The 16,499-nt window shown below is 33.9% G+C and carries 13 protein-coding genes; 7 read left to right on the forward strand and 6 right to left on the reverse strand.

What is annotated here, in order from left to right:
* Nucleotide 1: 1 nt before the first annotated feature.
* The 5 genes from K1X16_RS09205 to K1X16_RS09225 form a co-directional block, all read right to left on the reverse strand.
* Nucleotides 2-703 (reverse strand): CoA transferase subunit A, encoded by a 702-nt coding sequence (locus tag K1X16_RS09205; RefSeq protein WP_195870233.1) that lies wholly within the window; start codon nt 701-703, stop codon nt 2-4.
* Between the two features lie 92 nt (nt 704-795).
* Nucleotides 796-3,153 carry a penicillin-binding protein 1A gene (locus K1X16_RS09210; RefSeq protein WP_225035874.1) on the reverse strand — a complete coding sequence of 786 codons (2,358 nt, stop codon included), beginning with the start codon at nt 3,151-3,153 and terminating at the stop codon, nt 796-798.
* A 5-nt stretch (nt 3,154-3,158) separates the two neighbouring features.
* Entirely contained in the window at nt 3,159-3,668 is a 510-nt protein-coding gene (locus K1X16_RS09215) for a gliding motility lipoprotein GldH (RefSeq protein ID WP_195870235.1), read from the reverse strand.
* Nucleotides 3,646-4,887 (reverse strand): stage 0 sporulation family protein, encoded by a 1,242-nt coding sequence (locus K1X16_RS09220; protein WP_225035875.1) that lies wholly within the window; start codon nt 4,885-4,887, stop codon nt 3,646-3,648. Before K1X16_RS09220 ends, K1X16_RS09215 begins: the two co-directional genes overlap by 23 nt.
* A gap of 309 nt (nt 4,888-5,196) precedes the next feature.
* The gene (locus tag K1X16_RS09225; RefSeq protein ID WP_195870237.1) at nt 5,197-6,267 is read right to left on the reverse strand and encodes a rhodanese-related sulfurtransferase; all 1,071 of its coding nucleotides are present in this window, start codon (nt 6,265-6,267) and stop codon (nt 5,197-5,199) included.
* Between the two features lie 615 nt (nt 6,268-6,882).
* Between K1X16_RS09225 and K1X16_RS09230 the strand changes: the two genes are divergently transcribed.
* The 6 genes from K1X16_RS09230 (at nt 6,883) to K1X16_RS09255 (ending at nt 14,529) form a co-directional block, all read left to right on the forward strand.
* Complete coding sequence (locus K1X16_RS09230) at nt 6,883-9,291, forward strand: TonB-dependent receptor domain-containing protein (protein WP_225035876.1); 2,409 nt, start codon at nt 6,883-6,885, stop codon at nt 9,289-9,291.
* A gap of 20 nt (nt 9,292-9,311) precedes the next feature.
* Nucleotides 9,312-10,610 (forward strand): hypothetical protein, encoded by a 1,299-nt coding sequence (locus K1X16_RS09235; protein WP_195870239.1) that lies wholly within the window; start codon nt 9,312-9,314, stop codon nt 10,608-10,610.
* Nucleotides 10,611-10,819: 209 nt separating this feature from the next.
* Complete coding sequence (gene recA / locus K1X16_RS09240) at nt 10,820-11,824, forward strand: recombinase RecA (RefSeq protein WP_195870240.1); 1,005 nt, start codon at nt 10,820-10,822, stop codon at nt 11,822-11,824.
* 102 nt (nt 11,825-11,926) lie between these two features.
* Nucleotides 11,927-12,376: a hypothetical protein gene (locus K1X16_RS09245; protein ID WP_225035877.1), complete on the forward strand. Its 450-nt coding sequence runs from the start codon at nt 11,927-11,929 to the stop codon at nt 12,374-12,376.
* A gap of 24 nt (nt 12,377-12,400) precedes the next feature.
* Entirely contained in the window at nt 12,401-12,946 is a 546-nt protein-coding gene (locus K1X16_RS09250) for an RNA polymerase sigma factor (protein WP_225035878.1), read from the forward strand.
* Between the two features lie 2 nt (nt 12,947-12,948).
* Nucleotides 12,949-14,529, forward strand: coding sequence for a hypothetical protein (locus tag K1X16_RS09255; protein ID WP_225035879.1), 1,581 nt, complete (start codon nt 12,949-12,951; stop codon nt 14,527-14,529).
* 55 nt (nt 14,530-14,584) lie between these two features.
* On the opposite strand, the gene K1X16_RS09260 is transcribed toward K1X16_RS09255, so the two are convergent.
* Nucleotides 14,585-15,343: a lysophospholipid acyltransferase family protein gene (locus K1X16_RS09260; RefSeq protein WP_225035880.1), complete on the reverse strand. Its 759-nt coding sequence runs from the start codon at nt 15,341-15,343 to the stop codon at nt 14,585-14,587.
* A 116-nt stretch (nt 15,344-15,459) separates the two neighbouring features.
* Between K1X16_RS09260 and trpS the strand changes: the two genes are divergently transcribed.
* A complete protein-coding gene (gene trpS / locus K1X16_RS09265; RefSeq protein ID WP_225035881.1) occupies nt 15,460-16,428 on the forward strand; it encodes a tryptophan--tRNA ligase in 969 nt (322 codons plus the stop codon).
* Nucleotides 16,429-16,499: the final 71 nt, after the last annotated feature.

A 16,499-nucleotide genomic window follows, 5' to 3' on the forward strand; every position in this document is an offset into this window, starting at 1 on the left:
ACTATGCTTTTTGTCTTACCGTGAGTTGTTCAATTCGTTTTTCATAATTTTCTCCTTCAAAAATACGCTGAACAAAAATGCCTGGAATATGAATTTGATTGGGATCTAATTCACCAACTGGCACTAATTCTTCAACCTCAGCAACTGTAATTTTTGCTGCGCCACACATTATTGGATTAAAATTTCGCGCTGTTCCTTTAAATATTAAGTTTCCGGCAGCATCGCCTTTCCATGCTTTAATAAAAGCATAGTCGGCTTTAAAAGCGTGTTCTAACACATACATTTTACCATCAAATTCTCGTACTTCTTTTCCTTCTGCGACTTCTGTTCCGTATCCTGCAGGAGTAAATATGGCAGGAAAACCAGCTTGTGCAGCTCTACAGCGTTCTGCTAGTGTGCCTTGAGGTATTAATTCTACGTCTAACTCGCCCGAAAGCATTTGACGTTCAAATTCATCGTTTTCGCCAACATAAGATGAGACCATCTTTTTGATTTGCTTTTGATGTAATAATAAACCTAAGCCAAAATCATCGACTCCAGCATTATTTGAAATACAGGTTAGTCCTTTTATATTACGTTTTACGAGGTTGGCAATGGCATTTTCTGGAATTCCAGATAAACCAAAACCACCAAACATAAAGGTCATATTATCACTGACACCCTCAAGGGCTTCAGAAATATTGTTCACTTTTTTATTAATCATATTTAGAAATATTTTGCTTTTTAAAAATACAAAACTATGTCCTAAAGTTATAATTAATAGTCATAAAATAAGGGTGTGACTTTTAAGGGTTCTTAGAAATCGAACTCTATATTTTCAATAGCATCTGACTCATCGATAATATCTCCTTCATCTGTTGCTGTGCAGTCTATATCAATTTTTAAATTTAAAGGTTTTTCAAATTCACCTTTAGATACATTTAAGGTTTCGTCTGCATAACAAGCTTTCATGTACAAGCCCCAAATTGGCAATGCCATTGTAGCTCCTTGACCGTAAGTAATCGTTCTGAAGTGAGCTGCTCTATCTTCTGCACCAACCCAAACTCCTGTTACCAAGTTGGGCACCATTCCCATAAACCATCCATCACTTTGATTTTGTGTGGTTCCTGTTTTTCCAGCAATAGGGTTTGTTAATTCATACGGATAACCAGTCATTACCTCCTGATACATTTTATTGTATTTATCAACACCTTTAGTCCTTAAACGACCACCTGAACCTGCTTTTGTAACCCCTTCTAAAAGATTTACCGTTACATAAGCTACCTCTTCACTTAAAACATCTTTACTTTCTGGTACAAATTGATACAGAATCGTTCCGTTTTTATCTTCTATTCGTGTCACCATTACTGGTTTATTATACACTCCTTTATTGGCAAAGGTAGAATACGCTGCCACCATTTCGTATACACTAATATCAGGTGTTCCTAAAGCAATAGCTGGTACTGGTAAAATATCTGAAGTAACACCTAGTTTATTCGCCATTTCAACAACAGGTTGTGGTCCAACCTCATTCATTAAACGTGCTGTAATAGTATTTGTTGAACTCGCCAAAGCATCTTTTAGCGATTGCTCACCAGAATAATTACCATCCGAGTTTTTAGTGGTCCAAGGCTCTGGGTTTCCAAATTTATTGGCTTCAATAGTAATAGGTGTTCTTGGAAATTTATCGCAAGGAGATAACTGAAGCTGATCAATTGCTGTAGCATAAACAAAAGGTTTAAAAGTTGAACCCACTTGACGCTTACCTTGCTTTACCATATCGTATTGGAAATGTCTATAATTCATTCCGCCTACCCAAGCTTTTACATGACCTGTTTGCGGATCCATAGACATCATACCTGGTCGCAAAAATGACTTATAGTAACGCATAGAATCTAAGGGTTTCATAACAGTATCCACCTCACTAGCTTTACCATCTATCCATTTAAACACAGTCATGTCTGTTGGTTCGTAAAACGACGCTTCTATTTCTTTATCTGATTTTCCTTGATTTTTTAGAATTCTCCAACGTTCACCACGTCTCATTCCGTCCTTTAATAATTTATCAACTTCAGAACTACTAAGTTCTAAAAATGGTGCTGTTTTATTACGGTCAGGTGTATTCTGATGATCAAATTCTGCCTGTAACCTTGGCATATGCTGCCCAATGGCATCTTCTGCATATTGTTGCATGCGAGAATCTATAGTTGTGTAGATTTTAAGTCCATCTGTATATAAATCGTATTTAGTACCATCTGGTTTTCTGTTCTCTTCTTTATTTGCCCATTCTTTCATAAATCCTCTGAGGTATTCTCTAAAATAAGTAGCAATACCTTCTCGATGCGATTCTGGTGAGTAGTTTAAATCTAATTCTGTTTTTTGAAGTGAATCTTTAACCTCTTCTGTGATATAATCATATTTAGCCATTTGAGCTAAAACAACATTTCGTCTGTTTCTAACACCAACAGGGTTTTTATGAGGTCTAGGATTATATAGTGAAGAATTCTTAAACATCCCGACTAACATCGCTGACTCTTTTGTATCTAAATCTCTTGGTTCTTTACCAAAATAAATACGAGATGCTGAACGAATACCATCTCCATTATTACCAAAATCATAGATGTTAAAGTACATGGCAATAATTTCCTCCTTTGTATATTGTCGCTCTAAACGGATGGCTAACACCCATTCTTGTATTTTTTGTATGATAGCATTTGTAGTACTTTCTTTATCCCTAAAACCAATAAACAATTGCCTTGCCAACTGTTGAGATATTGTACTTGCACCTCCTCTTCTACCTAAGAAAACAAAGGCTCTCAAAGTGCCTCTTCCATCAATACCTGAATGATTATAATGACGCACATCTTCTGTTGCGATTAGCGCATCTACTAAGTTTTTTGGTAAATCTTCAAACCCAATAGGTGTTCTGTTATCGTCAAAATAAAACTTACCTAATGTTTGATTATCTGAAGAAATAATTTCCGTTGCTAAGTTTGTTTCAGGATTTGCTAATCTAGAAGGGTCAGGCATATCACCTAACACACCCCAAGATGCCAATAAAAATATAGACACTACGGCAAGGATGCCACCTAAAAATACGATCCAAAACCAACGTACGTACTTTGAAAAATCTAAAGTCTTTGTTTTAGATTTCATTGTTTTCTTTTTTGCCATGTTCTCTATTTTTGAGCCTTTTCTACTCTAAAACCAATTTCAGTTATACCTTGTAAATTTTCTACACCATTAACAACACCATAGTTTCGCATGGCATGTTGAATGTTAACCGTATACTCACCTTCTTCATTAAACGCAAACGGTTCTTTATAGCCTCTATACCACAATTTATTCTCTTTTAAATCTGAAAATCCGGTACCTAAAAGCTCACCATTTGGTGCTGCCATTTTATATTCTAATGTATCTTTAACCACCTTTCCGTTAGGATAGTTCATCTCTACAATAAGAAATAAATTACTAAACTTATAAGCGTCAGTATTTCTTAAATTAACATACAAATTATATCCATTTAAAGTATCTGGTGCTTTAAAGTTAAATGTTGCGATAGAATCTTTGTTCCATTGATTAGGAACCGATGCATACTCGTCAAACACAGCGTCGGAATCGCAACTTGTAAATAAAAGACAGCCGACAACAACCAAAAACAACTTATTAGTCTTTCTTAGTATTTGCATTGGATTTGGCTTTTGGTTTTTGATTACGGTTTCGATTTTGAGTTTTATTCTTGTTGTTGTTTTTGTTGTTTCGGTTCTTAGAATTTCTTTTGTTCCTATTATTTTTACGTTTCTTATTCGATTTTGGATTATCGAAACGTGTTAAACTATCTTGACCTACAACATTCTCAAACTCGTTTTTAGTGTCTTGTATATGCTCAGCAGCATATTCTTCAAGACTTGTCACTTTCTCTCTTTTCTTGTTTTTTGCAATAATTTCATTGGCTTGCGCAGTGGTAATAATGTGCCAATTCATCCACTCACCTTCATAAGCATACCACATTAAACCCTTGAAAATATCGGTTTTTTGGCAAACTGCATTTCCTTTTTCAGTGTACAATTTAGTGTCAGATTTCGGAAATGCTTTTAGTGCATCTAAATACGAATCTAATTCGTAATTAAGACAACATTTTAACTTTCCGCATTGACCTGCAAGTTTTAAAGGGTTTAAAGACAGTTGCTGATAACGTGCCGCTGAAGTGCTTACCGATCTAAAATCGGTTAACCAGGTTGAACAACATAATTCTCTACCACAAGAACCGATACCACCAAGTCTTGCAGCTTCTTGTCTAAAGCCAACTTGTTTCATCTCAATACGTGTTCTGAACTCGCGTGCAAAGACTTTTATTAACTCTCTAAAATCTACACGTTCTTCTGCTGTGTAATAGAAAGTAGCTTTACTACCATCTCCTTGAAACTCAATATCTGAAATTTTCATTTTCAGATTTAAATCTATAGCAAACTGACGCGCTTTTACCTTCATTGGCTCTTCTCTATCTCTAGCCTGTGACCAAACATCAATATCTTTTTGTGATGCTTTTCGGTATATTTTTAAAACATTTTCTGAGTCGTCAAGCTTTACTTTTTTGCGCTTCATTTGTACGCTTACCAATTCGCCAGTAAGTGTAACCATTCCGATATCGTGACCAGACTTTGCCTGTGTTGCCACAATGTCTCCAATGCTTAATGTAAGATTTTCTGTGTTTTTATAATAGTGTTTTCTGCCATTTTTAAAACGTACTTCTACACCGATAAAGGGTTCTTGTCCGTTAGGAAGCGACATGTTGGCTAACCAATCAAAAACAGTTAATTTATTGCAGCTATCTGTACCACAAGTTCCGTTGTTTTTGCATCCTTTTGGTTGGCCATCTTTACCAGTTGTACAACTGTTACAAGCCATAAATAATATATATGTTAAATCTAAATTCCGAATATGAACTAATCCGTTTTCTTCGTACTCTGCAAAGACGTACTTAAGCTAAAACGAAATAAAATCAATTCATAAGTATTAAAAATCTAGATATAGGATTCGTAAATAATTAATGAGTAAAGATAATATTATTTATTGAGTTATCTAAAGTCTGCTTTGATATTGCGAGCTGTTGTTGCTCTATGATAGAAAAAAATTGATGTTCACATTGAGCGCGGTCCAAAAAACTATAAAAAATAACCGTATAGATTTCTCGACTGAGCTCGAAATGACATTTATCTATTTTTTAGATGTCATCGTTTCAAAAATATTCCGCAGGTCTTTTTTATAAGGCAAATGATCTGCGCGTCCTTTTTTGAAAATATCGTTACTATTACCTTGGCCTTTTCGCAGTGCTTTTTGCTCTTCGTAAGGCAATTGATTTATTTCCATGCAGTTAGTTGAACAGCAATTTTCCATTTTTGCTTTACACTCATCACACTGAATAAATAGTAAGTGACATGCTTCATTAGCACAATTGGTATGTAAATCTGCTGGCTTTCCGCATTGGTGACAATTGGCAATAACATCATCTGAAATTCGTTCAGATCGTCTTTCGTCGAACACAAAATTCTTGCCTAAAAATTTATTTTCCAATCCTTTAGCTTCAATTTGTCTGACGTAGTTTATGATTCCGCCTTCAAGCTGAAACACATTTTTAAAACCTTTATGCTTATAATACGCACTCGCTTTTTCACAACGAATTCCACCAGTACAATACATCACTAGTTTTTTATCTTCTTTATGTTCTCTTAAGTCTTCTTCTATTAAATCTAAAGATTCTCTAAACGTATCGACATCTGGAGTAACGGCATTTTTAAAATGGCCTATTTCACTTTCGTAATGATTTCTCATATCTACCAAAACGGTGTTTGGGTCTTCTATGAGTTCATTAAATTTTTCGGCATTAACGTGAACCCCTTTATTAGTGACATCAAAGGACGCATCGTTTAATCCGTCTGCCACAATTTTATTTCTGACTTTAACTTTCAGTTTTAAAAAGGCAAAATTATCGTGCTCAATAGCAATATTTAATCTCACGTTTTCTAAAAAAGAAATAGTGTCTAAGTGGTTTTTAAAGGGCTCAAAGTTTTCTGCTGGCACAGAGAGTTGGGCATTTATACCTTCATTTGCCACATAGATTCTTCCTAAGACTTCTAATTGATCCCAAGCAAGAAACAGATGATTTCTAAAAATTTCGGTATTGTTAATTTTGGCGTACTTGTAGAAAGAGATGGTTAAGCGTTCTTTTCCCGCTTGTTCAATAAGTTCTGCTCTTTCTTTAGCACTTAAGTTATTGTACAGTTGCATGCTATACTAATTTTAAGGTTAAAGAATAAGTTGCAAAGGTATTGTTTTTACTGAAAATGATTTAAAAAAAACATAAAAAAGCACCTTGAATACATTCAAAGTGCTTTACTAAATTAACCTATCAACTTAAAACAAATAATACGCTAATCTACACCGGCTTTACAGTTACTGAGGAAAAAACAAACGGTAACTGAAACACCAAATGCTTTACTAACCTTCTTAAAAATCTGAATATTTTAATTTTAACTAAAACATTTAGAAAAAATTCGCTACGCAACTCTAAAGCTAACTTCAGAGTTGATTGTAGCGTTTTTCATAGCAATTATTTCCTTTTTCATTTAGTAGATGTAAAAAGTTTAAAAGGGTTGCGTCATAAATTTAAAAAAAATAGTTCTCATTTAACGATTGGCTTCTTTTCTCTTACAAAAAGCCTCAACACCTTTGAGTATTTACATGATTATACAACTGATTATCAACACAAAAAACAACAAATAATTCAAAACAGTTTATTTCAATACACCGTTTTTAATCAGGTCCTCATAAATTTTAACACAAAAGCTTTTATTTTTATTTGGAATGAATAAAAATAAGGATACTTTTGTCAAAAATTTTTAGGTGTCTCAATTCAATTTATACGCTGTTTTATTAGGGCTTTTTTTAAGCTATTCTGCTTTTGGTCAAAATGGAAATTTTTACGGAAAAGTAAAATACGATTCTAACGAACCTGCTGTCGCAACATTTATAGCTTTAAAAGGTAATAGTATAACCAAAGAAACCAACTCTAATATCAATGGGTCTTATACGTTTAAGGACATTCCTTATGGCGAATACACCATTTCATTTTATTCACTAAACGACCAACCGAAAACCGTTACTATAACATTAGACTCAAAAAACAAAGAGGTCAATGTGACTCTAGAGGTTGCGGCTTTAGATGAAGTTTTGGTGAGATCCAAAACTGTTCAGCAAAAAATTGAAGAAAAAGGTTTTGCCGTTAACGTTATTGAGACTAAAGATGCTGCCATACAATCCATACAAGTTAACGAATTGTTAGACCAATCTGCAGGTGTTAGAGTGCGTCAATCTGGTGGTTTAGGTTCTCATGCACATTATAATTTAAATGGCATGACTGGGAATTCTGTAAAAGTTTTCATTGATGGGGTTCCCATTCGGAATTTTGGGCCGTCGTTTTCTTTAAATAGTATTCCTCCATCGTTAATAAAACGTATTGAAGTTTACAAAGGTGTTGTTCCTCCGCATTTATCTGATGATGCCATGGGTGGAGCTATTAATGTGGTATTAAATGGCATTACCAAAAATGAATTAAAAGCATCTGTTTCTGCTGGTTCTTTTGGAACCTACAGAGCTGATGTAAATGGCGGTTTCAGAAATAATAAAAACGGATTTACTGCTAGAGGATCTGCCTTTGTAAACTACGCAGACAACGATTATGAAGTTTGGGGAGATCAAGTTGCTGTAGCACTTTCTGCAGGAACTCCAGATGTTTACATCCGAGCAAAGCGTTTCCATGATCGCTATAGGTCTCAAGGAGGAAAAGCCGAATTTGGTTACACGCATGTTCCTTGGGCAGATAAGCTTTTAGCTGGTGTTTTATTGTCTAATATGGATCAACAAATTCAAACTGGTGCCACCATGGAAATTGTTTATGGTAACCGATTTACCGAGCAAAACACCAATATGTATAGTTTAGATTATGCAAAAGAAGATATTATTAAAAACCTCGATGTGAGTGCTTTTGCGTCTTATTCTCGTCTTAACAGAAAAACTATAGATACCATTGCTACGCAATACAGTTGGTTGGGACATCCTACGAGTTATTATAACGATCCTGATGTATGGGCAACTGGAGCAGAAGCAGGAAATCCAACCCTTCAAAAAGATATTGATCAAACCATTAATACACGGACAAATGTTGCTTACCATCTCAATGATAATAACACTGTTCAGTTAAATCATTTACTAAACACCTTTACACGAGATTCTGACGACCCAATGCTGCCTGCTGCTGAAAATGCACTACGAGAAGAACGCGAATATTTAAAATCTATCTTAACGGTTTCTTTTGAAAATAAAGCTTTTGATGAGAAATTGAGAACTTCGGTTTTTGGTAAATCTTATTATATGAATAGAACTTCAAAATTACGCACACGAAGTTCAAATTCATCAACTGCCACAATATCTATTGAAGAAAACACTATTTCCTCTAATGAATTTGGCTTTGGAGGCTCAATTTCATATTCATTCTCTCCAAAACTTACTGTATTTGGTTCTGCCGAAAAAGCCATTCGGTTACCAGAAGCCAATGAAGTCTTTGGAAATGTAGCCGCAAATTTAAATGCTTCAATAAATCTAAAGCCAGAACATAGTAACAACTATAACCTCGGTTTTACATACGATAATTTACAATTTAAAAAACATACGTTTGGAGTTACTGCTAATGGTTTTATTAGAGATACAGACGATTTAATTATGCAACTGCCAACAGGTAGTAACGAAGAATTCTTTGCAAACTCTAATGTTGGGAAAATATATACTGAAGGTGTTGATTTAACTCTAAATTATAACTACAACGAAGCACTTTTCTTTAGTGCTAATACCTCGTTCTTTAATGCTAGAGATTATAATGTGACTTATGATGTTAATGGAAATCCAATTACACCAAGCTATGAAAGACTAGCCAACACACCGTATTTTACAATGAATTATAATTTAAAATTCAATACCAAAAATCTTATTCAAAAAGGATCTACACTATCTAGCTATACTAATTTATTATATGTACATGAATTTTTTAGAGGTAGCAGTGTTCTTGGTGGATCTGGAAAAACAATAATTCCAAGCCAAGTGTCTTTTGATGCTGGTTTTGCTTATACATTTCCCAAAAACAAAGTCTCATTTAGTTTTGATGTAAAAAACATTTTAAACAATCAATTATTCGACAATTATGCCCTTCAAAAACCTGGAAGAGGGTTTTATGGGAAACTAACATTTTCAATTTTATAATTACTTTTAATTTAATACTTATGAATTTTAAAAACCTATTTCGTTTTACCTTTATTTCAGCCCTATCTTTAGCTACGTTTTCATGTAGTGAAGATGATGTACCAAGCTCAGGACCATCTGAATCTAATTACAGACCATATCACTTGGTTATAGGTTCAAGTCCTACAGGAGAATCAGAAACTTACACTCAAGGAGTCACTGTTGAAGACCTTAATAATCCTGACAAAACATTTACATTTAGTGGTTTTGGTAAAGAAATACCATCAACTCGTACAGCAAGATTATACACATCTGATGATGGCGAAACGGTATACAATTTAAATTATGGTGGTGGTGATATTGCCAAGTATGATTATGTCAGTGGACAAAACTATGATTTGCTTTTAACAACTGATATCCAAGCCGTAATGGGAACTGCATATCCACGTTGGACAAAAATCGATGAGAACTACGCGATGTTACATAACGTCACTACCGAGAACATTTATGAAAATCCTGAAGACGAGACTTCTCCCTACATCAAAACTACAGCCACAGTAACTTTGGCTCGTGTAGACTTAAATACAATGACCGTTTTAGAAAATTCATCATTTGAATTCCCTTATAGTGAAGATGAATCTACTGAAGGTATTTATGCTTTCCGTATTGATGCACCAGTAATTACTAATGGAAAATTATACTATGGTGTTGCGAAACGATTTTATGATGCTTTAACAGGTGAAAGAGGTACAATGGTTTACGATAATATTGAAACCTTGGTTGTAGATTATCCTTCTTTAGAAAATGAAACTACAATTACCTCAACTTTAGCCCAAGGTTCTACTAATGGTTATAGAACACCAGTTTCTCATAAAGATGAAAGTGGAGATACATACCAATTAGTAACCAGCGGAGACGCTTCTATTATGAAAATAAGCAATGGTGCTTATGATACGGCTTATGGTAAATTTGATATAAAATCATTATTAGGTTATAATGCTGAAGCAAATACAGGATGGTTTTACGTTGGCAATGGTATTGGATATGTACCTGTATTAAACACAGATTTAGGTGATAATGCAAGTTCTAATTGGGATATTGTACGTATTGATGTGTACAATAAAACAGCCGTTAAAATGAATATTCCATTAGATTTATGGTTACGTCAGTACCAATGGGCAAGTGTTATTGATGGCAAATTATATATGGCATTAGCATCCTTAGGAGGTGTTGGTAATGTTTATATTTTTGATCCTAATTCTACAAGTCCAGATGGTTATACCACAGGTGCAACTTTAGAAACTGGTACAACAGATGCTTCATATATTGGACTATTTTAAAACAGTCTAACGCATTAAATAGTAAAACCAGAGCATGAATTTGTTCTGGTTTTTTTGTGTTTTATAATCTAAAATAATACCTATTCCTTTTTAAAAAATAAAAAAAGATTACCTGCATTTGTAGTAATTTGAAACAAGAAATGTTATTAATTAAAATAAGTGGTATTTTTGAATATTAATTAATTAAGAATTCTTAGAAAACAGAACATATGAGTAATGAAAAAGACGCAAAATTAAAAGCCTTAAAATTAACTTTAGACAAGTTAGATAAAGCTTACGGAAAAGGAACAGTAATGAAAATGAGCGACCAAGCTGTGGTAGATGTTGATGCGATACCTTCAGGCTCATTAGGATTAGATATAGCTTTAGGCGTTGGTGGTTATCCTAGAGGACGTGTTATTGAAATATATGGTCCGGAATCATCAGGTAAAACAACCCTAACACTTCATGCTATTGCCGAAGCTCAAAAAGCCGGTGGTATTGCAGCATTTATTGATGCAGAGCACGCTTTTGACCGTTTTTATGCTGAAAAATTAGGTGTAGATATCGATAATTTAATAATTTCTCAACCCGATAATGGTGAACAAGCATTAGAAATTGCAGATAACCTAATTAGATCTGGTGCTATTGATATTGTAGTGGTCGATTCTGTTGCGGCTTTAACACCAAAAAGTGAGATTGAAGGTGAAATGGGAGATTCTAAAATGGGCTTACATGCGCGTTTAATGTCTCAGGCTTTAAGAAAATTAACGGCTTCAATTAGCAAAACAAATTGTACGGTGATTTTTATTAACCAATTACGTGAAAAAATTGGTGTTATGTTCGGAAACCCGGAAACTACAACAGGTGGTAATGCCTTAAAGTTTTACGCTTCAGTACGTTTAGACATCAGACGATCTACACAAATTAAAGATAGCGATAGTAACGTAATGGGTAATAAAACCCGAGTTAAAGTCGTGAAAAATAAAGTAGCTCCACCGTTTAGATTGGCGGAGTTTGATATTATGTATGGAGCTGGTATTTCTAAAGTTGGAGAAATTTTAGATCAAGCTGTACAGCATGAAGTCGTTAAAAAGAGTGGCTCATGGTTTAGCTATGGAGATACCAAACTAGGACAAGGTCGTGATGCCGTTAAACTTATTATTAAAGACAATCCAGATCTGATGGATGAGTTAGAGGAAAAAGTTAGAGCACTGATTAACGACCCTAAATAGAACATTGAAAAAAAATCCTGATTAATTCAGGATTTTTTTGATTTCAGACGCAACCCTTTTGGCTTTTCTACATCTATTAGGTGAAATTGATTATTTTTAATTATGAAAAGATATACCATTTTAGCCTTAGTCTTTGGCTTTGTCACTGCATTTACATCTTGTAGTCTCGATGATGATAGTAATTATATTGGTAACGAAATTATACCAATAGAAAGTGTAGAAATACCAGATCACTTTATTTTTGGAGAAAGCTACGAAATTGAAATAACATATAATCGTCCTTCAACCTGTTATCAGTTCTATAATTTTTTATACGAAATTAATGAGAACGAACGTACCGTTGCAATAATTAATTCGGTGTATAATAATTCAAATTGTGTGCAAGAAGAAGAATCGGTTACAGTAACTTTAAATTTTCTGGTTACAGAAACAGAGACTTATCTGTTTAAATTTTACCAAGGCCTTGATGAAGAAGGTGAAGATCAGTATTATTTAGTAGAAGTACCCGTTCTTAATGAAAGACCTACTTCCGACGCTATATTATTAGACTAATTATTAATTAATTCCTTAACTAATGTGAGTTTAGACAAGCTCATAAAAAATTGTATTAATAAAGATGTACAAGCTCAAAGCCAATTATACAAGCAGTATGCAAGTAAGTTATTTTCGCTTTGTCTTAAGTACTCAAAAAATTATGCACAAGCAGAAGATAACCTGCATGACGCATTCATAACTATTTTTAATAAAATAGAGCAGTATAATAATAAAGGGGCTTTTGAAGGTTGGCTAAAACGCATCGCGATTAACACCTCATTACAACGCTACAGACAAGATGTCGGTGTTTATGATATAGTAAACGAAGACCATATTGAAGATGTTTCTGTAATTATTAATGATGATAATATTAGTATTGATTTTTTGTTAAAAATCATACAAGAATTACCAGACAGATATAGATTGATATTCAATTTGTATGTTTTAGATGGTTATTCTCATGTTGAAATTAGTGAGTTAATTCAGATTTCAACAGGCACTTCAAAATCAAATCTAGCGCGCGCAAGAAAGATTTTAAAAGAAAAGATAGAAACCTACAACGCGAGTTCAAATTCGCAGAGTATATAAAAATGAGTCACAAGAAAAACATAGATAGGCTTTTTCAAGAAAAGTTTAAAGATTTTGAAGTTGCACCAAATGATGCACTTTGGGATCGCATAAACGAAAGTCTTCCTAATAAAAAGAAAAAACGCAGAGTCATTGCGCTTTGGTGGCAAGTTGGTGGAGTTGCAGCTGCAATTGCACTACTGTTTACCATTGGTTATGCTGTTTATAATTCAGACGACAATAATAATCAAGAACTTCCTATAGTAAATACTGAAGAGGTAGAAAGCCCGTTAGAAAAGGACAATTCAAATACGTCATCTCGTAAAAATCAAAACGAACTTAAATCAGTTACAGGTGAAACCACTAAGATGGTCGATTCTAAATTAGGTGCTGAACAAGAATCAAAAGTAAACGATTCTGAAACTAAAACATCTCGTAAATCGAATAGTTCAAAGCCATTAATAACACCTAAAAATTCGAATCAAACATCGAACACCGTTGCCAACACCACTAATGAAGAGAAATTAAACACTACTCAGCAACAAAACAATACATCTACAGGTACTAATAAGGCTTCGCGTACAAAAGTTGTGCAGCAAACCAAAACGTCTAATACTAATTTAAAAACAGACACTAAAATACAGTTGGCATCTGAGGTAGAACAGAAATCTGCAATTAAAAAGCGTATTGAGGATACTAAAACTACTGTCGTAGAAAACGCAACACCCAAAAAACAAGACTCTGAGACTTTTAATTCAGAAACTAATAAAGCAACCGATACTGAACCTGAGAATTCAATTATTGAAATTCCAGAGAAAGAAACCATAGAAAATGCTATTGCAGAGCATAACGAAACTATAAGTGAAGAAGAAAAAGAAGATGATCAAAGCAGGTGGAGCATTGCGCCAAATGTTGCGCCTGTTTATTTTAATTCCTTTGGTCAAGGTTCTTCTTTAGATAAGCAATTTAACGAAAATTCTAAAAGCTCTGATGTTAATATGAGTTATGGTATTGCAGGTAGTTATGCTATTTCCAAAAAACTAAAAGTTAGAGCAGGTATTAACCGTGTTAATCTTAATCAAACTACTTCTGATGTGTATGCATTTACAGGACCAGAAATGGCTTCTAGAGGTGTCGATGCTTCATTTAATAATATTGCATTTAGTGAAGGAGAGCACGTATCGCTTATGAGTGCTAAAATGATGAATAGATCCTCTACACCAGAGCTATTTAACACAAAACTTGCTGGTAATATAGATCAGCGTTTTGGATTTATAGAAATACCCTTAGAATTAGAATATAGAGTATTAGATAACAAATTTGGAGTTAATGTTATTGGCGGATTCAGTACTTTCTTTTTAAGTGAAAATGAAATTTATGCTGATATTGATGGAAGCTCATCATTAATAGGAGAAGCTAATAATATTAATGATACAAGTTTTAGTGCCAATTTTGGTTTAGGCATGGATTATAGCCTTTCAAAACAATGGAATATAAACCTTGAACCCACATTTAAATATCAAATAAATACCTTCAATAATACAACAGGTGATTTTAAGCCTTTCTTTATTGGAGTCTATACAGGATTACGTTATAAGTTTTAGGTTAGGTTATTGCAAGTTATACGCTATGAAAATGCAATGATGATTAAAGCCACTCTTATTTAGAGTGGTTTTTTTTGGTTATAAGACTTGTGCTTAATTCATCCCAAATTATAGTCCTTGTTGTTTTATTTAAAGCTTTTGTATCTGCAATTTCCAATCCATTTGTTGGAATAAACGTTAGGATTTTAGCACGCATTCTACCAGGACTTCCACTAAAAAAAGTATAGGAAAATCGCTTTTTATTATCGTAGAACGTAATTGGTACTACAGGTATTTGATGATTAATGGCTAATCGAAATGCACCATCTTTAAACTCGTCTAACAGAATATGTTCTTCTGGTACTCCGCCTTCTGGAAAAATACAAATGCTTACACCTTGTTTTAGTCGTCGTTGTGCTCTTAAAAATACAGCCTGCCTACTTTTAGCGCTCGATCTGTCAACTAATATACAAGTCCGTTTATAAAAGAATCCGAATAAGGGGATTTTGGCTAACTCTTGTTTTCCTACAAAAACAAAAGGGTTTTTTACAGCCACTAGCATTAGCATAATATCTGCCATAGACGTGTGATTAGCAACAAACATGTAACTTTTATCAGGATCTGGTATTTCTTCTCTCTTAATTTTATATCCAAACCCCATACCTATTAAAATAAACTTAGACCAAATGCGAGCGAGTTTAAAAAAGTAAGAATACCATTGCTCTCTTGAGATAGAAATAATCAACAACGGAAACAGTACAATAATTGGAATAGCAACCAAAATGTAGAACCAAATGCGATATAAAAGCCAAAATGGATATTTAAAAAATGCCATAGCACCAAAACTAGTTAATTAAATTAAATGACTTCTAATAGTTCTGCTAAAAAATTTACCTTTGTTTTTTAATTGAAGTTGAATTTAAAGAGATACCTGCTTCCGCAGGTAATGTTATGGCAAGAATACTAACAGGAGTACAAAGTACAGGAACACCACATTTAGGAAACATCTTAGGTGCAATTTTACCAGCAATAGAAATGGCAAATGACGCCAAAAACGATTCGTTTTTATTTATCGCAAATTTGCACACATTAACGCAAATAAAAAATGCTGAGGAGTTAAGAAATCATACCTATTCTGTTGCTGCTACTTGGTTGGCCTGTGGCTTAGATATTGAAAAAACGGTGTTTTATAGACAAAGTGATATTCCGCAAGTCACAGAATTATCTTGGTATTTAAGTTGTTTTTTTCCGTACCAACGTTTAACCTTAGCACATGGATTTAAGGATAAAGCAGATCGTTTAGAAGATGTAAATTCTGGTTTGTTTACTTATCCAATGCTTATGGCTGCCGATATTTTATTGTATGATGCTGAAATAATTCCGGTTGGTAAAGACCAATTACAACATATTGAAATGACTCGTGATGTCGCGTCTCGTTTTCACGCCAAAATGGGAGACACTTTTGTACTTCCTAAAGGAAAGATACAAGAAGATGGCATGCTTATTCCTGGAACAGATGGTGAAAAAATGAGTAAGAGTAGAGGTAATTTTATCAATATCTTTTTACCAGATAAAAAATTACGTAAAAAAATAATGTCTATTGAAACGGATAGCACACCTCTTGAAGAGCCAAAAGATTGGTCAACTTGTAATTGTTTTGCTATTTATAGTTTATTGGCTTCAGATGCTCAAATTGCAGAAATGAAAGCCAATTATGAAGGTGGAAATTACGGTTATGGTCATGCCAAACAAGCTTTATATGAATTAGTTGTTGAGCGTTTTGCAGAACAACGCGAACGTTACCATTATTATATGGATAACCTAGACGAAGTCGATGCTGCATTGGCAAAAGGAGCTGCAAAGGCTAAATTAGTTGCTGATGATGTCTTAGGGCGTGTTAGAGCAAAGGTTGGTTACTAGTCGCTTCGCGTAATAAAATAAAAAGCCCTCAGTTAAAAAATAATTGAGGGCTTTTTTATGTTTAACGACTT

Source organism: Winogradskyella sp. SM1960 (genome assembly GCF_020179375.1).
Classification (GTDB): domain Bacteria; phylum Bacteroidota; class Bacteroidia; order Flavobacteriales; family Flavobacteriaceae; genus Winogradskyella; species Winogradskyella marina.